Origin of the sequence: Amycolatopsis sp. QT-25, assembly GCF_029369745.1 — a bacterium.
Lineage (GTDB): Bacteria > Actinomycetota > Actinomycetes > Mycobacteriales > Pseudonocardiaceae > Amycolatopsis.
In genome coordinates this window covers 3266781-3284800 of the sequence record NZ_CP120210.1, presented here as the reverse complement: position 1 = coordinate 3284800, position 18020 = coordinate 3266781, and the positions used below count along the sequence as shown (strand labels likewise).

The following is an 18020-nucleotide window of genomic DNA, read 5'->3' as shown; positions in this document are numbered from 1 at the left end:
TTTGCCTATGAATCTGAGTGTCGATCCGTCGCCGGAAAGCAGCCAGTACGGCGTGAGTCGAAACTGTGCGCGGTATCGGCCCCGAGTAAGAGCAGTCGACGCGGAGGCACTTCGGCGTCGACGGTCGGGTACACCTTCAGGACACCCGGCCCTCGCCGCGGTTCGGCACCACCGCACCAGGGGAAGGCGACTGGAGCATCGGTCGACCGCATGCTGTCGCCCCCGACGGTCACTATGACGAAGTTCTTACGCGGGAGCAGAAGCAAGGTCGAGACGAGAAGGAGAATCCGCTCCCGCGCGAACCTTCGGGACGACAAGCGTCACCATGCGGTCGGCAAGCGTTACAAGCATCGTGGACATGTATCACTCCTGGAGCTCGCGAGAGAACGGTGCAGCGATGTGACGGCATGACGTGAAGCTTCGTTGTGATCGATCCAGCACGGGAGACAGCCGACGGGCCAACCACCAGAAACCGCACAGCAACAAGATAAAGGAAATCCGACTGCCAGGACGGAACTTGACCAGTTCTCTCACAGCACGTCGATCCTCCGAACGGCGCGGTAGCGCCTGCCACACGGCCGAGTGAGATCCCCACGCTCTGCATGGAAGCGGGCCTGGATCAGGCCGAAGGCCTCAAGACAGGGCCTGACCAGGGCATATCTTGCCCCAGCCAGGCGTGAATCCGGTCTCTTCTGATCGCGCACTCAAGTGATCAAGCGGCTGGAACAATACATGAAACAACATTGGTCGGTGACGAGATTGCATCACCCCTACGGCATGCTGTTCACCCGCATGTTCAGGCACGGCCACCTCGGATCGACCGGATGCCCGTCGCGGTCATGGTCGTCCTCGCGGTACGCCGACGGATCCGCCGGCGCAGTGTGCCGGAGCCGGGAGTACCGAGCCGCCGCCGTGTCGGATCAGCCAGGTCGTCCATCGCCACCTCGCCACCAGCCTCGACGATCGCCGACGAGGTGACCGGCCACGCTGAGCAGAACTGTCAGACGCAACTCCGACGACAGCCGTCGGTCGAGGGCAACGCACCATCGTGGCCGGTGTGGACTGCCGTCTTCGGCCGCGAAGGGTTGGCGCTACTGTATTCGCGTGACCCCGGCTGATGCCCGTGAAGCCCTGCTGTTCCACTCGTGCACGCATCCAGATGTCGAGAATCCGCGCTGGCAACAGGGTTTCCTGGGGTCTCTGCGGCCGTTCACCGGATTGCGCGAGGAGAACTTCCACGAGGTCATGTCGGCGTTGCTGACTCTTGCCGAACCACTGCAGGCTGACCTGGTGTCGCGTGAGGTGGTTTCCACTGTGGTCGGAATCTGCCACTTCGGCCGAGTCTGGGGTGTAGCGCCCGAAGGGATGCTTCGCCGGAATGACTTGATCGCGGACGCGGAGGTGACTCGACTGGAAGAGTGGGTCCAGGCCATCTCTTACGCGCTGACCATGATCTTGGACGGTGATATCGCGGAGGCCGCTGCCGAGTACGAACGTTACCGTGGTCAGAGCTGAGCGGGACCGTCCGCGGGCTGGATCACGTCGAGGAAAAGGCGACACCCCGGAACAGTTCAGCGCACCTCACAACGGCCGGCGCGATCCCGCGGACGGCGTGCCGGCCGAGACAGATCCTCCAGAGTCTGCGGCAGCAGGTCCAGGAAGAAGCTGCGGACGGCCAACAGTACGGTGTGGACGTTGCGGCGGGATTTTCCGTTGGGGCAGCGTCCCGATGCGCTGCTTCCCTTCCTGCACGATGTGACCGGGAAGCCGCGGCATCGCGATGCCGGTGGAAGGTGACGTCGTCGGTGTTCCGGGATTCTGGACTTTCCGCGTGTGGCAGTGCCGCGATCGCGGCAGACGTCCCACACTGTGCCGACGTGGCGCCCTTCCCGCCAGGATCGCCATCGTCCGCGAGCACGACGACCCCTCCGTTTTCGTCCGGTTTGCCTGGTCGGATGATCGACGGCGCACGGTCGTGACCATCCGACCAGGCAACGGGAACCGTCCCCACGGCCCGCCCGGCCACGAGTCGACCGGGCAACCGGCCGGGAGACCGGGCCCGCACACTGCTTACCGGTAGAAGTGGAATCCGTAGTGACCCCACGTGGTGGGGAAGCAGGACTTGGTCACGGTCCGGTGGGCGGGTGGGCGCGGCGAGTGCGGCACCACCTGGTAACCCGCCACGGCGAGCGACGTGATTCCCGCGGCGCACGACGGTTCGTTCGGGAACGGACCGCTGAGCTCCCACGGCCCCAGTTCGGCGGCGTGCGCCGTACCCGCGACCGACGTCCCGAGCACCGCCGCGATCAGTACCGCTGCAGCTCTCCTGCTTTTCATCCGCCTACGGCCCTGACGGCCTCTACTGTCTGAAATGGTCCGGACTCCCTTCTGAGCGGTCCGGTACACGGTTTGGTGCGTGCTCGCACGAACTCGCCTGACCGGATGATCACTGAGTATAGAAGTCCGGGTGGCCGGTTTCTGCTGATTTCGACATTTTGCAGACCGTGATCGAGATCGAGCCGCCCGAGCAGTGGGGACACACCCCCTCTTGAGCGAAGGCCGGTCCGCCCTCCCCATGCCTCGAAGCAGCGGTCGACCACGAGTGTGGCGAGCGCGCCCGTCGGTTCGGACTGCTGGATCGCTTCGTGCGTAGTAGATGCGCCGGGCCCAACCCGGATCGAGATGGCTGAAGCTCAACTACGTCGAGCGGCGCTTCAGCCGTTTCAGCGTCCGGCGCCAGCGCGTCGATCGACGCTGTTCGTGCTCGTGTGCCATGATGGATGCCACGCCCGGCTGCGTCATGCGGAACGATTTCGGCTACCCGTCCCGGATTTTGTGCATGGCTTCCACCCTGTCCGCGCCCGGGCCGCCACGCACATCTGCCACTGGCACACGAAGACGCCCCCGCATTCCACTCGTAACCTGATGAAAGCACGAAGGGAGCAAGGTGGGAACCGACCGGATAGAAGCGTTGGATGTCTTACGCGGCGTCGCGATTCTCGGCACACTGGGCACGAACATTTGGATTTTCGCCGATCAGCGTGGCGCGGCCGGTTTTCTCGATCTGCCGACGCCGGATTCGGTGACCGGAGTGACCGAGCTGCTGTTACGCTTTCTCAGCAATGGCAAGTTTCTTGCCCTGCTTTCACTGATGTTCGGCATCGGCATGGAGCTGCAGTACCGCTCGGCAAAGAAACGTGGTGCCCGCTGGCCGGGTTGGTACCTGTGGCGTGCCGCCCTTCTGTTCCTTGAAGGAGTTGTTCATTACACGCTGATTTTCGAATTCGACGTGCTGATGTACTACGCCGTCGTGTCCGCGTTGGTCGCGTTCGTGATCGGCCGCTCCGAACGCGTGATCAGCATTTGGCTTTGGTTCCAAGGTTTGCTTTTCGTCACCGTGATCGGATTGCTCACCCTCGCGCAGCACTACCGCCACGTCCCGCTGACCATCGACGGCACCGGGCCGAGTACCACCAGCTGGCCGGCCGCGGTCGCGGATCGGATCGTCATGGCGGGTACCTATCGCGCGGAGGCCGTGCTCGTCATCCCCCTGGGCATGTTCCTGTTCTTGCTCGGTTCGCGCTTGATGCGCCGGGGGGTACTGGCGGACTCCCGGCAGGGTCAGCGGCTGCGTGACAGGTTGATGCAGGTCGGACTCGGCGTGGGTGTTCCGCTCAATCTGATCACGACGTTCTCGGGCGCGTCGTGGTTCTTCGCTGACCGATATGTGACCGCGGGATTCGTTTCGATCGGCCTGCTTGGCCTCGTAACGACACTGGTGCACCGGCTGCGGGGCGAGCCAGGCCCACTACGACGGGGGCTCATATCGGTCGGGCGTGTGGCCCTGTCCAGTTACATCCTGCAGAACCTGATCGCCGGAATACTCTGCTACGAATGGGGATTCGGATTGTCGAGCACTTTCGCCGGCACGCGACCGTGGGGGGTCATCGTTCTCTACCTGGGCGTGAGTGCGCTGATCATGGCCTTGAGCACGCTGTGGCTGAAGTGGTTCTCTCGAGGGCCGGTCGAACTCCTGTGGCAATGGGCCTACTTGAGGCCTCAACGAGCCACCACGAGCCGGAGGGAGTGAGACAGCAATCGATATTGAACGATGAGCGAGACGGTCGGCACCTGGCGGTACCGCCGATGGGGTCTTGGCGGCGAGGCCGACCAAGCGGCGCTCATGAATCCGGGAACCCCTATCCGGCGTGCACGGCCGTGAGGCCGGTCCTGCCGCACAGGAGGTCACCAACTCGGCGAATCGCTCCGGTCGCCGACAACCTGAGAAGGTTCACCACCGGGCAAGCGTGCCGACGTCCAGTCCGGAAGACGGCGGATCAGCCGTGCCGGCGCGGGTGCCGCACTCTCTTCGACAGCGGTGCGAAATGCTGACACCGTGACTGTCGGCGAGGTCCCTGCGGCGAGTGGGAAGTTCGCTCGAAAGCGTCCACGCGGCCGTCGGATGCTCTCCTGCCGCCGGTACTGCCGCTCGCCACCTCAGGGTGCGTTGCTGTCCATCGCGCGCACAAGCAAGGCACGGAGCTCGTGTAGTTCGGGTTCAGTGAGCGCACTGACCGGGCCCGCGTCCTCCCGGAGCCGCTGTGCGAGACCGTCTCGGACGCGCGCCCCCTCGTCGGTGGCCATGATGTTCTTGATCCGCCGGTCGGCACGGTCCGTATGCCTCCCGACCAGGCCGTGGTCCTCGAGCTTGTCGATGATGCCCGTGAGGTTCGACGCGTCGTAACCGAGTTTTCGAGCCAGTCCACGCATGGACAAGGTGGCCTTCGGCTCCAGGGCGAGCAGGACCTTCCCCTCGGCGGCCGTGAGGTTCAGCTCCGCCGCTCGCGCGGCGAAATTCCGGCTCAGTCGTGCACTCATCTCGACCAGCAGCTGGATGACCTCATAGGACAACGGAGTGGGCGGCTCGACGGGCATCGAAGGGGTCACTGGACGATGCTAACGAAGATGTATTATGGTGGTTTACCACCATAATACATCTCGAGAAATGAGTACTCATGATCGTCGTGACCGGCGGGACCGGAACGGTCGGCAGTCGGCTGGTGCGTCTCCTCGTGGAGCGCGGTGAGCAGGTTCGGGTGTTATGCCGGGACAGGCGCCGGGCGCAGACCCTCTTCGGGGACCGGGTCGAAACCTTCCCGGTCGACCTGGCCGATCCGGGCTCGCTCGCACCCGCGTTGTCCGGGGCAGACCGCCTCTTCCTGCTGACCACCGCCGCCGCGGTACCCGACGGTCAGCGTGCACAGGAACACAACGTCATCACAGCGGCACGTACGGTCGGGGTGCGCCACGTGGTCAAGCTATCCGCCCACGGTGCCCACGAGCGGTCGCCGATCGGGTTCGTGCGAGAGCATTGGGAGTCTGAGCGTGAACTGAAGGCTTCCGGACTCGCCTACACGATTTTGCGGCCGGGGGGTTACTTGCAGAACTTCCACCGCATCGGAACCGATGACGCGATCTATACCTGTGCCCAGGACGGCCGGACCGCGCTCGTGGACGCGAACGACATCGCCGCTGTCGCGGCCGTCGCGCTGACCGAGGACGGGCACGAGGGCAGGACCTACACCCTGACAGGGCCGCAGGCCCACACCTACGACGAGGCCGCCGCGATCCTGAGCGCAGCCGCCGGACGGACGATCACCCATGTCCGGGTGCCCCCTGCGGCACTCGTCGAGGCGATGGCCGGCGCCGGGCTCCCCCGGTGGCTCGCCCGAGACCTGACCACACAGTACGAGGTCATCGCCGCCGGCGACTACGACGAGGTCAGTGGCGACGTCGAGGTCGTCACCGGCCGCCCCGCCCGCTCTGTCGCCACCTTCGCGGCCGACGAATTCGCCGGTGGCGGTGCCACCTCCTCCGACGGACCGCGGCCGAGTGCCGCGACCACGTCCAGCATGCTCAACATCTTCACCGAGAACCCCCTCGCCGCGCTCGAGTTCTACCGTGACCGCCTCGGGTTCGCGGTGTCGTCCTGCTGGCCGAACCAGGACACTCCCGAGCACGTCGTGCTTCGACTCGGCACCTCGTTGCTCGCTGTCTCCCACCCGGCCGCGGTGAAGTCGACCGGGCTGAAACCCGCCAGTGGTTCCACCTTCGAACTGGTCGTCTCCTGCGAGGACGTCGACCGCGAGACCGCACGGCTCCGGGACGGCGGCACCCGGATACTCATCGAGCCCTATCGCCACCTCGGCGGACACCGACGCTCATATGTCGCCGACCCCGACGGAAACTGGATAGCGCTCGTCGACACGCAGCCCGGCCGAGAGGCGGATCCGCGATGACGAGGAGCCGACACCAGGGCGAGATAGCGCTGGTGACCGGGGCGAACAAGGGCATCGGACGGGAAATCACCCGGCGACTCGCAGCCGAAGGGATGACTGTGTACCTGGGCGCTCGCGACCCGGAACGCGGCAAGAGCGCCGAGCTCGAGCTCGGCGGCGCCGACACCGACGTACGCTTCCTCCAGTTGGACGTCACCGCAGCGGAACAGGTCGACGCCGCGATCGCCCGGATCGAGAACGAATGCGGGAAACTCGATGTCCTGGTCAACAACGCGGGCATCGTGACCGAGTGGGGAACGCCTGTCGAGCAGATCACCGCGGCACAAGTCCGGCAAGCGTACGAAGTCAACGTGTTCGGCCCGATAGCCCTGATCCACGCCTGCCTTCCGCTGCTGCAGCGCTCTTCCCGGGCCCGAGTGGTGAACCTGTCCAGCCCGCTGGGATCGATGGCCCTGCTGAGCGACCCTCACCACCCCATCTCCACCCGCGGCCTGCTCGCTTACAGCTCCTCCAAAGCCGCGCTGAATTCGATCACCGTGCTCTACGCCAACGCCCTGCGCGCGAAAGGAATCCACGTCAACGCCGCCAACCCCGGCCTCGTCGCCACCGACCTCAATGTCGAATCCCCCTTCAGTCGTGGACACCAGACCGTCGCAGAGGCAGCCGCCGTCCCCGTCGAACTCGCACTCCTCGATGACACCGGACCCACAGGAGAGTTTCGCGGTGGGCCCACTGGCTCGGTCGAACAGACCGTGCCGTGGTGAGCAGAACGTCTTGAGTTCCTGCTGCCTTCCGGCTTCGGCCGATCGCAGGTCGGTGAGCACTTCGGCAGAGTATGGGTCGGGGTTCGTCGGCCGTGCCGGTGCGCCTGGGGCGGCCTTGGGGTACGTGAAGGCCCCTTCCTTGCGCCTAGCGCAAGAAAGGGGCCTTCACGTACCCCCGCGAGAGAGAATCACGGCGGCGACAAGAGCGGGCACAGGGGTCGTGATGTCCCCTGTGGACTGTCGGAGCCACGCCAGGTGACGGTGCCCGCCCGCTCACGGGTCACGACTCAGGGTCACAGCTCGAACATTTGCGTGTCTGATCCATAGCGGCCGGTAGCGCGATGCTCCGCGGATAACCACGGGGATATGGATCACGACCGGAATTGCATGACCTGTATCTTGTCCACTGAGAAGTCTTGACTGCAAAGTAGTGCCATCTCCCACTGGTGGACAACGCACCACCTCAATGGTGTCCACACTCACGGAATCGATGAGAGTTCATGAACGAAGTGACCGGCCGATTCACCCTGGACAGCTGGAATGAAGACGTGTACGACGAGCGAGGCGGCGTTCGCCTTCTCCGCGTTCGCAATACCAAGACCTTCGAAGGAGGCATCCAGGGTACCAGCGAAGCGAACCTGCTCCAGGTGTTGGCCCACAATGACTCGGCATCGTATGTCGGCATGGAGCGGGTACACGCCCGGATCGATGGCCGAGAAGGCGATTTCGTATTGCGTCATTCTGCCCAGGGAAACGCTGAGGGCGGATCCGCCAGCATCGAAGTCGTCACGGATTCGGCCAGCGACGGCCTGACAGGACTCCGGGCCACGATGGAGATCACTCGTGCACCGAATGGTGAGCACAGCTACGTCTTCAAATACGAACTGCCCTCATAGGGTCGGGAAACTTCTCCCGAGTTGAACCCTCGACAGCATTCGGGTGTCAGGACGCGATTCGATCGCGACACCGTGATCGCCTCTGCGCCGAGTGAGGCACGACGGTCGGACAGTACCGAAGGTCAAGGGCAAGCTCCTGGCGACCTGACCGGGGCAGGGGATGTCGATCCTTTCATCGGCGGCCCCGGCCTCGGTCGGATCGGCGGAGGTCGTCGATCCACATCGGACAGGGTCAGCAGCCACGACGTTCGGCTGCGAATCCCCTACCGCCGGTCAGCGGTGTAGAACGACAGGCTGCCCGTCCCCGACGAGGACGCGGTGACCGCATGGAGCGGACCGCGCGGGTCGATCGCCACCCGCGCAGCATGTCCGTCACCGCACCACGGGTTCGTGCCGTACCGGGAAGTTGACCGAGTTGGCGATGAAGCAGATCTCGTGCGCCTGCTCGTGCAGGGCCAACGCCTTGTCGCGCATGCCAGGTTCGGCGACGGTCACCTCGGGATGCAGCACGACCTCGGTGAACCGGCCACCTGTGCCGGGCTCCTCCCGCATGACGCCGCTCGCGGAGTCGACATACTCGGTCACGATCACCCCGGCGCGGGCGCATAGCGCGAAGTAGCTGAGCATGTGGCATTGCGACAGGGCGGCGACCAGCAGTTCTTCGGGGTTCCAGCGGTCCGCCGTACCGCGGAACGCCGGATCCGCCGTGCCCTTGAGCGGTTCCTTGCCCTCGGCGACGACGTCGTGGTCGCGCGCGTAGTCGCGGTAGCCGGAGGTGCCGGAGCCGCTGTTCCCGGTCCAGCGCACCGTGACCCGGTAGTCGTGTTCCCTGCTCATGTGGGCCTTCCTTTCGTCGTTTCGTCTACTGTGGACATGGTGGCCATGACGTGTTCGCGGGCACGGGCGGCGGTTTCGTCCGGTTCGCCCTCGGCAATGGCCGAGATGAGACGGCGATGCTCGTCGTCCACGCGGGCCGGCCGGGCGGACGCGGTCAACGAAGCGCGCGTCGAAACGATGATCTGGTCCCAGATCCGGTCCAGGACGTCCAGCGCCATCGGGAGGTCGGCGAGCTCGGCGACGCACCGGTGAAATGCCCGGTTGCGGGCCACGCCGTTGAGCAGATCACCCAGGCGGGTGGCCTCGTCGGCCAGGTCGGCATACTCGGTGAGGCGGCGCAGTGATGCCGGGGACAGCTCGCCCGCCTGCTGGCGGCGCGCGGCCTGTTCCGCGGTCAGCGCCTCGAGCGAGGCGCGCACCAGGTAGGCGTCACGCAATGCCTTGGCGTCGAGTTCGACGACGGTCACCCCCCGGCGGGCGGCGCGAACCAGGCCGTCGCTTTGCAGCCGCCGCAACGCTTCCCGCACCGGTGTGCGGCTGACACCGAGCCGAGAGCACAGCTCCTGCTCGCTGATCGGCTGCCCGGCCGCATACGTCCCGAGCACGATCAGGCCGTGGATGTCGTCGTAAACCTTGTCCAATCGACCTCCTTGTATGCAATGTATACAAAGGATACGTCACCCTTGTCCGCTCTGGCAACCGCGCCCTCTCCTGGCTGATCGGCCACCGGGGTGAGCACGACACGGCCGGTGATCAAGACGTGGCTCACCAGGGAATGACGTCCTCGAGGGAATCCGGGCCGCGGAAGACACCAGACGGGCCGTCCGCGGGAAGCGTCGCGAGCAGGACCGGAACGGCCGCACCCTCGGCGACGGTGCGGTGCCCGCGCGGAAAAGGAGCCCCGGCGTTCTGGTCGGTCGGCACCATGCCGGGGCTGACGGCGTTGACCTTGATGCCGTCGGCGCGAAGGGTTTCGGCGTAGAGCAAGGTCAAGGCGTTGAGCGCGGCTTTGGACGAGCTGTATGCGAGCAGTCCTTCGGTGGGCAGGGGAATCCCCGGATCGCTCAGCATGGTGAGGGAGGCGAGCCCGCTGGACAGGTTGACGACGCGCGGGTTGGGCGAGCGGCGGAGCAGGGGCACACAGGCTGACATCATCGTGACGACACCGAAAACGTTGACCTCGTACACTTCGCGCAGGTGCGCCGCGGTGAAGTCGGAGGTGCGGAGCCCCCAGTCGCTGGTGATGCCGGCGTTGTTGACCAGGACGTCGAGCCTGCCGGTCTCGGCCTCGATCGTCTCCAGCGCCGCCGCCACGGACGCTTCGTCGGTGACGTCGAGCCGCAGGGGCCGGATGTCCGATCCGGCCGCGCCACCCCGTTCCGGATTCCGCGCGCCGAGGTAGACGGTGAGTCCTCGCACGGCCAACCGCCGAACGATCTCCTTGCCGATGCCTTTGTTGCCGCCGGTGACGAGAGCGACTTCGTGAAGGTGCATGCCACCACCCCAGCCGACATCCCGCTCGAACAGAAATACCGATTCGGTGTATTGCCCTACCCTGGCGGTATGCCGGAGCCGGAGATCCGCGAACTGCGCTATTTCCGCGCCGTCGCCGAGGATCTGAACATCACCCGCGCGGCCCGGCGTCTCGGTATCGCGCAACCGCCGCTGTCACGGGCCATTCGCGGGCTCGAACGCCGGATCGGCGCGGAACTCTTCGATCGCACCGGGCACCGGCTGGCGCTGACACCTGCCGGGGAGACCCTTTTCGCCGAGTCGGCCAGGGTGCTCGCTTCCCTGGACGCCGCCGTGCGCCGGACGCGGCGGGTCGGGCACGCGCTCGTGGTGACCGCCAAACCCGGTGTGGCCATTCGGTTGCTGCACCGTGTCCGTGAACGCTTCCGGGCGGACCCGGCCGCGCCGGAGATCCGCATGGTGGTGAGCGATTTCGGTGCGCAGGCCGAGTTGGTTCGCGACGGACGCGCGGACCTGGCGATCGCTGCCTGTGTGAACGGCGAAGGCCTCGAAACCGAACTCCTGACGACCGAACCGCGCGTCGCCGCGCTCGCCGCCGATCACGAGCTCGCTGGACGCGAAGTGCTCACCGCCGCCGATCTGCTCACCGAGCCCGCTCCGCGCTGGGAGGACTCGCGCGTCGCCGGCCGCGGCCACTGGCTGGGCCACCCCGATCGCCGGGCCGACGGCCCGCTCGTGCGTGACACCGCCCAGCTACTGGACGTGGTCTCCTTCGGACAGGCCGTGGCTCTGGTGCCCGCCTCGCTGGCCGCCGTGAACATCCGCCCCGACGTCGTCTACCGGCCGGTCGGCGACGTGACGCCGTACCGGACCCTGGCACTCTGGCGACCGGGGAGCCGGTCGCCGTCGATCGCCAGATTCCTCATGATCGCTGCCGAACACGGGCCGGGATAGGATCTTTGCAGCGGCGGCCGGGGGCCACTTCGGAGGCTGCGGTGTCATCAGCGGCTACGCAACGACAGCAAAAAATCACCTGCGGCATCGATCCAGCCGACCCATCTGAACCAGGTCCGGAGGGAGCGGGTTTCTCGACGCTGGCGATGCGGCCGGGATCGGTCCTCCCCCTGACTGTTTCAGCTGCACCTCGACCAGCCGATGGGCTCTGGTCGTGAAGCGCCGTACGCGCGGTCGCTGTTCTCAGAACACCGGGCGCCACCGTGTTCACCGGATCGTCAGTCGTGCATTCGGTATCACGATCGTTCCGCCACGCACCTGGGCGTTGATCGTGGTCACCTCGGTCAGGACCACGGACGGCGGTACCAAGGGCGGTGGGCGATCGGGAGTGAAGTCGACCGGAATTCCCACCAGGCCCAGCAGGCTCACGACCCCGGTCACCCTCAGTGTGAACAGCTCGATCGTGCTGGATGCCGTGGAGAAGCCGCGCCGTGCGGCCGTGACGACCTCGTGGCCGTTACCCAGTTCGCCGACCTGGACCGGATCGATCGCCTCGATCCGCTTGACGGTGAACTTCATCGTCATGGTCGGCGAGCCGTCGACCAGAATCCGTTCGATGCCGTGGTAGACGACGCCGTAGAGGCGGAGAGTGCTCGCCGAGAGGGTCCAGCTCCGCGCGGGCGTGACCTCGTCGCGCGCCGCTACCGGCAGCACCTCGAGCGCGACCGCGACGAGGCCGATCACCATCAGGCAGCGGAGCACCGATCGGCGTTTGCCGCGGGGTGCCGGTGGCTGGTCGGTCCAGGCCAGTGCCAACGCCGCGCCGATCACTCCGGTCAGGGTGCCGACCAGGAAGCCGCCCAGATTGGTCACGCCAAGGGCCACGAGCGACAAGAGCATCGCCGTCAAGGCCGCGGCGAACCGGAACTGCGGTCGAAACCACAGCGACAGGCCGCAGATCGCGAGCAGCGTGCCGATCAGCAGCGCCGACACCCCTCCGATCGTCGTGATCGAAACGAGCACGTCTCCCCAACGGAAAGTGGCGTATGGCGGGAGCATCATCGCGACGCTGGACAGCACCAGGAACAGGCCCGCGGTGAACGGCCTGCTGCGGCGCCAGTGTCCGAAGTCGCGCCAGGCCTGACGTGCCCGCTCCGGTGCCGTACCCATCAGCGCCTCCCCCGCGTCACCGACGTCAGTAGCATTCGCCGGAATCGGTGTGCAGGGTCAGCTTGGAGTTCTTCAGGCGCAGGGTGTAGGCGGCGGCACTCCAAGCCGCCATCCGCGGCATGGCGATGGCGGCACGGTCGGCCTGCTGGGCGAACCCACCCGGTCGGCCGACCACGCCCGCCGGCCCTTTCGACACCTGCCCGGCGTCCACACCGATCTGCGGGTTCTCCAGGGTGAGGTCACCGCTGAGTGCGGCCACGCCGAGCACGATGTTCGTCGCGGCCATGCCCTCTTCGCCGGTGGAGGCGATCCGCAGGGTCACGTCCCCCACCAGCGGGAGTGAGCGCAGTGAGACCGACTGGCAGAAGTTGTCGAGGACGACGGTACGGAAAGCGCTGGTGGCCACCGGATGAGCCGCGCCGCCCCCGCTGTCCACCCCTCCGAACTGGACGAATCCCGTTCCCTGCAATCTATCCGCCGAGATCTTGAAACTCGTTCCCGAGACGGCGAACGATGCCGCCAGGGCACCCTGCGACAGACCGGTCACCAGGACCGCCATCCCCGTCAACCCCGCGACCAACACACCGGCGAACAGCTTCCGGCGCGTTCTCCCGCGTACCCGCGACTGCGGCATGTCGTCCTCTTCCGTCGGTGGACATGACCATGAGGTTCACCCCGTGACCTCCGTGTGGACAAGGGTGTTGCCCGATGTTCACAGCCCGACCGGCTCCACGCGGACCACCACCGGCGGCGGACCATGCGCGCTCCACCGGCGTCTCCTCCACTCGCGGGTACCGAGCGTCCGGAACGGAGGGACCGCACCACCGGAGTCCGAATCCCCTGTGCGTGCGACCCATTGCCGGCACCGGGGATTCGGGATCAGACTTCAGGTGGTGACGCGGTACGTCATCGACAGCGCCGCCGAACCGCATGTGCCGAAACGCCGCTTCGCCGAAGAAGAGACCGACTCGTCGTGATGGCGTGATCGTTCTCGAGCCAGGTCCTTTGTGGACGGGCTGATCGGCCGGGATCGTAATCCCCCGCACCGACGGACCATGGCCGACATTCCCCTGCCGCTCCAGACTTGTCGGTGAAGGCGCACCAGTTGACGACCACCGGGGAGCGACGAATGGGCCTGCACGACCTGGCCGACACGAACGGGGACGGCACTGGCGAACCGCAGCCGGCCGAGCGGCCCGACAGCGACCGCGCTGTGCTCGACCGACTCCGCGACTGGCCCGCCGGCGACTGGCAGCGGTGCTCGTCCTGTCAGTGCGTGCTCCACCGCACCACCTGGGCGCGGTCGCACGGCGTCTGCCCGGCTTGCGAAAAGACCCGTCGGCTGAGCGCCGCCGAGCGCATCGCCCAGCTCGCCGACGCGGACAGCTTCACCGAGCACTTGGCGGGGCTGCGGTCCACCGACCCGCTGGAGTTCACCGACTCGGTGCCGTACAAGGCACGGCTACGCAAGGCCCGCACCGCCACGGACGCCTCGGAGGCCGTGGTCATCGGCACCGCGCGCGTCGGTGGCAGGCCGGTGGTGCTCCTGGTGATGGATTTCGGCTTCCTGGGCGGCAGCATGGGGGTCGTCGTCGGGGAGAAGGTGGTGGCGGCGGCCGACCTCGCCGTGGAGCGGGGCGAACCCTTGGTGGCGGTGTCCTGCTCGGGTGGCGCGCGGATGCAGGAGGGCATGTACTCCCTGCTCCAGGTCACCCGCGCGTGCGACGCCATCCGGCGACTGAACGACGCGAACGTGCCTTACGTCAGCGTCCTCACCGACCCGGTCTACGGCGGTGTCGCCGCGTCCTTCGCCTCCTTGGGTGACGTCATCCTCGCCGAGGCGGCCACCAGATCCGGGTTCGCCGGTCCGCGCGTGATCGCCCAGGCGCTGGGCGAGCGGCTGCCCGCCGACTTCCAGACCGCCGAGTTCCTGCACACTCACGGGCACGTGGACCTGGTCGTGCCGCGCCCGGCGTTGCCGGGGGTGCTCAACCGGGTGCTCACCTGCCTGACCGGGCGGCCGGTGCCGGGCTCGATGCCCCTGCCGGAGGTCACCGGTCTCCCCGAAGCGCCTGCCGTCGCGACGCCGGACCGGCAAGGCGGCAGCGCGTGGGACGCCGTGCGGCTGGCGAGGCATCCGGCGAGGCCCAACGTGTTCGACCACGTAGCCGGGATCTTCGACGACTTCGTGGAACTGCACGGCGACCGGCACACCGGGGACGACCCCGCGGTGGCCGGAGGGCTGGCACGGTGGGGTGAGGTCGGGTTCGTGGTCCTCGGACACGCGAAGGAGCACGACCCGGTCAGAGCAGGCGAGCGGAACTTCGGCATGCCTCATCCCTCCGGCTTCCGCAAGGCCACCCGGCTGCTCCGGCTGGCCGGGCGCTTGGGCCTGCCCGTGGTCACCTTCGTGGACACACCCGGTGCCTACGCGGGCCGCCGTGCCGAGGAAGGCAACCAGAGCGGCGCCATCGCCGAGACTCTGCTGACCGCTTCCGGCGTCCCGGTTCCGCTGGTGTCGGTCGTCATCGGCGAGGGCGGTAGCGGCGGCGCGCTCGCCCTGGCCGCCGGGGACGCACTGCTGGCCATGAACAACTCCTACTTCTCCGTCATCAGTCCCGAGGGCTGCGCCGCCATCCTCCACGGTGACGCGAGCCGTGCCCCCGAAGCCGCGGAAGCGCTGCGGTTGCGCGCGACGGACCTGCACGCGGCAGGTCTGGTCGACCGGCTGGTCCCTGAACCCGCAGGCGGCGCGCAGACCGACCCACCGGCCGCGGTGCGGCTGGTCAAGGCGGCACTGCGCGCTTGCCTGGCGGAGTTCGGCACCCTGCGGCCCGAGGCCCTGTTGACCCGGCGAGACCACCGACTGCGTACCCGGGGAGCCTCCGCGGACGCGGTCCGAGCAGAACAGTGAGGCGGTAGTTACGTGTCGACGCACGTGTCCCCGGTGCCCTCCGAAAAGCGCAACCATGCCCCCGCACCACCGACGGGTTCTCCGGGTGTCCCGGTCGACGTGGTGCGGCAGCTCATGGCGGCGGCAAACCAGAACTCGGTGCGCCACCTGCTCGTGCGCACCCCGGACGTCGAGATCGAAATCGAGGTCGAGCCGCAACCGGCGTCCACCTCGCCGCGACAGTCGCCACCAGGCGATGAACCGGCGCGCGAAGCGGGGCTGGTGGAGGTCTTGGCGCCCGCGGTGGGCGTGGTCCGGCTCGGCCGGGGCGACAACGGCTCGGCCGAGCCGGCGGTGGGCGCCGTCGTCGGTCCCGACGACCAGGTCGCGCAGATCGAGGCCATGAAGATGACCACACCCGTGCGGGCGGGCCACGCGGGGATCATCCGTGAGGTGTGCGTCCGCGACTGCGACGTGGTGGAATTCCGGCAACCGCTGCTGCGGCTGGAACCCGCCGGGGAAGTGTCCGATGACGCGCTTTGAGACGGTCTTCGTCCCCAATCGGGGTGAGGTCGCGCTGCGCATCGTCCGCGCCTGCCGTGACCTCGGCCTGCGGTCGGTCGTCGGACACTCTGCCGAGGACGCCGACAGCCTGCCCGTACGGCTGGCTGACGACAGCTTCTGCCTCGGTCCCGCGCAGGCCACCCACAGCTATCTCAACATCCCCGCCGTGCTGTACGGCTGTGCCAAGACCGGCGCCGACTCCGTGCACCCCGGTTACGGCTTCCTGTCCGAAGACCCGTTGCTGGCACGCGCGTGCGCGGACGCCGGTGTGGTCTTCGTCGGCCCGTCCGCCGAACATCTGGCGCTGTTGGGCGACAAGATCGCCACGCGCCAGGCGTTCGCCGGCACCGGCATACCGGTGCTGCCGGGCTCGACCGGTCCGCTGTGCGGCATCGACGACGCCCTGGACCAGGCCGGGCGCATCGGCTACCCGGTCGTACTCAAGGCGGCGGCGGGCGGCGGTGGCACCGGCGTGCACCCGGTGCCGGGGCCGGACGAGCTGATCGCGGCGTTCCCGCGGATGACGCGCAACGCGGATCGGCTGTTCACCGACGGGCGGCTCTTCCTGGAGCGGTACGTGCCGTCAGCTCGCCACATCGAGGTGCAGTTGCTCGCCGATCAGCACGGCAACATCGTCCACCTCGGTGACCGCTGCTGTTCGGTGCAGCGCCGTTACCAGAAACTTCTGGAGGAGGCGCCCGCCCCCGGCCTGCCAAGCCGGTTGCGCAGGGAGCTGCATCGCGCGGCCGTGCGCGGCGCCGAGGCGATCGGTCTCACGAGTGTCGCCACGTTCGAATTCCTGGTCACCGGACCGGAGGAGTTCTTCTTCATCGAGGCCAACCCCAGGTTGCAGGTGGAGCACCCGGTCACCGAAGCGATCACGGGCATCGACCTGGTCGAGTGGATGTTGCGCGTCGCCGCGGGAGAGCGGCTGGCCTTCGACCAGGACGGCGTGGTGAGCCGAGGGCACGCGTTCGAGGCGCGGATCAATGCCGAGGACCCGGATAAGGGATGGCTGCCGTCGACGGGCCGGATCACCGACCTGGTCCTGCCGGGCGGTGTGGGGGTGCGGGTGGACACCCATGCCCATCCCGGCTACCGGGTCCCGCCGTTCTACGACTCCCTGCTGGCGAAGGTGATCGTGCGAGGGGACGACCGGCCGGAGAGCCTGCGCCGGTTGGGCCGGGCGCTGGCCGAGTTCGACTGCGCGGGCGTGTCGACCAACACCGGGGTCCATCAGCGGGTGCTGGCGCACCCGGCCTTCCAGGCCGGCGACTACGGCTTGGACCTGGTCGAAGCGATCACGGCGGCCGTGGTCCGCTGATCCGTGCCGACAGTGTTCGGGCCAGGGGATCCCGATCGATCCCCTGGCCCGAACACCGGCGCTCAGGAGCAGGTCGCGCCGCCGTCGACGGGCAGAGCGGCGCCGGTGATCCCGGCGCCCGCCTCGGCCGCGAGCAGGACGGCGACCGCGGCGACCTCGTCGACGGTCGTCGCGCGACCGGTCGCGGCCTTGCCGGTGAACGAGCCGACGAGCTGGTCGTAGGTCGTACCGAGAGTCCGGGCGGCGAGCGGGCCCTGCTCGCGGATCATGTCGGTCAGCACGATGCCGGGGCAGATGCAGTTGGCCGTGACACCCAGCGGGCCGACTTCACGTGCCACCGCCCGCATCAGCCCGATCACCGCGTGCTTGGCCGTGGCGTAGGCCCCGAGCCCCGGATCGGCCTGCTTGCCCTCGATGGACGACAGGGTGATGATCCGGCCGGACCCCTGGGGCACCAGGTGTGCCAGCGCACGTCGGGTGGCGTAGAAGACCGCGTGCAGATTGACCGCGAGGGTGTCGTGCCAAAGGGCGTCGTCCGTCTCGCCGACCACCGCGAAGCCCGGCATCCCACCCGCGTTGTTGACCAGCACGTCCAACCGGCCGTAGCGCTCGACCCCGGCGTCGACCATGCGCTCGGCGTCCTTTCTGCGCGTGACGTCGCCTTGGACGAACGTCGCCCGATCGCCCACTTCGAGCTCTTTGAGCGCTTGCGCCCCCTTGGCCTCGTCACGCCCGCTGAAAACCACCGACGCCCCCTCTTCGAGGTAGCGCTCCACGATCCGCCTGCCGATTCCCCGGGTGCCGCCGGTGACCACGGCGACCTTGCCGTCCAGTTCCACTTCGTCT

General features: G+C 67.5%; 17 protein-coding genes. 9 read left to right on the top strand and 8 right to left on the bottom strand.

Translation table 11 applies throughout. The features are described from left to right. The first annotated feature begins 1104 nt into the window (after positions 1–1104). Positions 1105–1515 carry a hypothetical protein gene (locus P3102_RS15340; RefSeq protein WP_276369961.1) on the top strand — a complete coding sequence of 137 codons (411 nt, stop codon included), beginning with the start codon at positions 1105–1107 and terminating at the stop codon, positions 1513–1515. Between the two features lie 555 nt (positions 1516–2070). Here P3102_RS15340 and P3102_RS15335 read toward each other — a convergent pair. Beyond that, positions 2071–2337, bottom strand: a complete 267-nt coding sequence (locus P3102_RS15335) for a hypothetical protein (protein ID WP_276369959.1) — start codon at positions 2335–2337, stop codon at positions 2071–2073. Positions 2338–2947: 610 nt separating this feature from the next. Between P3102_RS15335 and P3102_RS15330 the strand changes: the two genes are divergently transcribed. Further along, entirely contained in the window at positions 2948–4090 is a 1143-nt protein-coding gene (locus P3102_RS15330) for a DUF418 domain-containing protein (protein WP_276369958.1), read from the top strand. A 407-nt stretch (positions 4091–4497) separates the two neighbouring features. Here P3102_RS15330 and P3102_RS15325 read toward each other — a convergent pair whose 3' ends face one another. Continuing rightward, the gene (locus P3102_RS15325; protein ID WP_276369956.1) at positions 4498–4947 is read right to left on the bottom strand and encodes a MarR family transcriptional regulator; all 450 of its coding nucleotides are present in this window, start codon (positions 4945–4947) and stop codon (positions 4498–4500) included. 68 nt (positions 4948–5015) lie between these two features. On the opposite strand from P3102_RS15325, the gene P3102_RS15320 reads away from it, so the two are divergent. The 3 genes from P3102_RS15320 (at position 5016) to P3102_RS15310 (ending at position 7959) form a co-directional block, all read left to right on the top strand. Beyond that, positions 5016–6299 (top strand): NAD(P)H-binding protein, encoded by a 1284-nt coding sequence (locus tag P3102_RS15320; protein ID WP_276369955.1) that lies wholly within the window; start codon positions 5016–5018, stop codon positions 6297–6299. Positions 6300–6331: 32 nt separating this feature from the next. Next, the gene (locus P3102_RS15315; RefSeq protein WP_276369953.1) at positions 6332–7063 is read left to right on the top strand and encodes an SDR family NAD(P)-dependent oxidoreductase; all 732 of its coding nucleotides are present in this window, start codon (positions 6332–6334) and stop codon (positions 7061–7063) included. Positions 7064–7563: 500 nt separating this feature from the next. Next, a complete protein-coding gene (locus P3102_RS15310; protein WP_276369951.1) occupies positions 7564–7959 on the top strand; it encodes a DUF3224 domain-containing protein in 396 nt (131 codons plus the stop codon). A gap of 372 nt (positions 7960–8331) precedes the next feature. Here P3102_RS15310 and P3102_RS15305 read toward each other — a convergent pair whose 3' ends face one another. From P3102_RS15305 to P3102_RS15295, 3 genes are all read right to left on the bottom strand, one after another. Beyond that, complete coding sequence (locus P3102_RS15305; RefSeq protein ID WP_276369950.1) at positions 8332–8796, bottom strand: OsmC family protein; 465 nt, start codon at positions 8794–8796, stop codon at positions 8332–8334. Next, complete coding sequence (locus P3102_RS15300; RefSeq protein WP_276369948.1) at positions 8793–9437, bottom strand: GntR family transcriptional regulator; 645 nt, start codon at positions 9435–9437, stop codon at positions 8793–8795. Before P3102_RS15300 ends, P3102_RS15305 begins: the two co-directional genes overlap by 4 nt. Positions 9438–9561: 124 nt before the next feature. Continuing rightward, positions 9562–10290 (bottom strand): SDR family oxidoreductase, encoded by a 729-nt coding sequence (locus P3102_RS15295; protein WP_276369946.1) that lies wholly within the window; start codon positions 10288–10290, stop codon positions 9562–9564. Between the two features lie 69 nt (positions 10291–10359). Between P3102_RS15295 and P3102_RS15290 the strand changes: the two genes are divergently transcribed. Then, positions 10360–11223 carry a LysR family transcriptional regulator gene (locus P3102_RS15290; RefSeq protein WP_276369945.1) on the top strand — a complete coding sequence of 288 codons (864 nt, stop codon included), beginning with the start codon at positions 10360–10362 and terminating at the stop codon, positions 11221–11223. Between the two features lie 267 nt (positions 11224–11490). Here P3102_RS15290 and P3102_RS15285 read toward each other — a convergent pair whose 3' ends face one another. Next, positions 11491–12393, bottom strand: a complete 903-nt coding sequence (locus P3102_RS15285; protein ID WP_276369943.1) for a DUF6114 domain-containing protein — start codon at positions 12391–12393, stop codon at positions 11491–11493. 25 nt (positions 12394–12418) lie between these two features. Next, entirely contained in the window at positions 12419–13027 is a 609-nt protein-coding gene (locus P3102_RS15280; protein ID WP_276369942.1) for a DUF6230 family protein, read from the bottom strand. Between the two features lie 495 nt (positions 13028–13522). Here P3102_RS15280 and P3102_RS15275 point away from each other — a divergent pair, with 495 nt between their 5' ends. The 3 genes from P3102_RS15275 to P3102_RS15265 are packed head-to-tail and all read left to right on the top strand — an operon-like array spanning position 13523 to position 17174. Beyond that, a complete protein-coding gene (locus P3102_RS15275; RefSeq protein ID WP_276369940.1) occupies positions 13523–15307 on the top strand; it encodes an acetyl-CoA carboxylase carboxyltransferase subunit alpha/beta in 1785 nt (594 codons plus the stop codon). 12 nt (positions 15308–15319) lie between these two features. Then, a complete protein-coding gene (locus P3102_RS15270) occupies positions 15320–15829 on the top strand; it encodes an acetyl-CoA carboxylase biotin carboxyl carrier protein subunit (RefSeq protein WP_276369939.1) in 510 nt (169 codons plus the stop codon). Then, a complete protein-coding gene (locus P3102_RS15265; RefSeq protein ID WP_276369937.1) occupies positions 15816–17174 on the top strand; it encodes a biotin carboxylase N-terminal domain-containing protein in 1359 nt (452 codons plus the stop codon). The genes P3102_RS15270 and P3102_RS15265 overlap by 14 nt, the downstream gene beginning before the upstream one ends. Before the next feature lie 62 nt (positions 17175–17236). Here P3102_RS15265 and P3102_RS15260 read toward each other — a convergent pair whose 3' ends face one another. Continuing rightward, complete coding sequence (locus tag P3102_RS15260; protein ID WP_276369936.1) at positions 17237–18013, bottom strand: SDR family NAD(P)-dependent oxidoreductase; 777 nt, start codon at positions 18011–18013, stop codon at positions 17237–17239. Between the last annotated feature and the right edge of the window lie 7 nt (positions 18014–18020).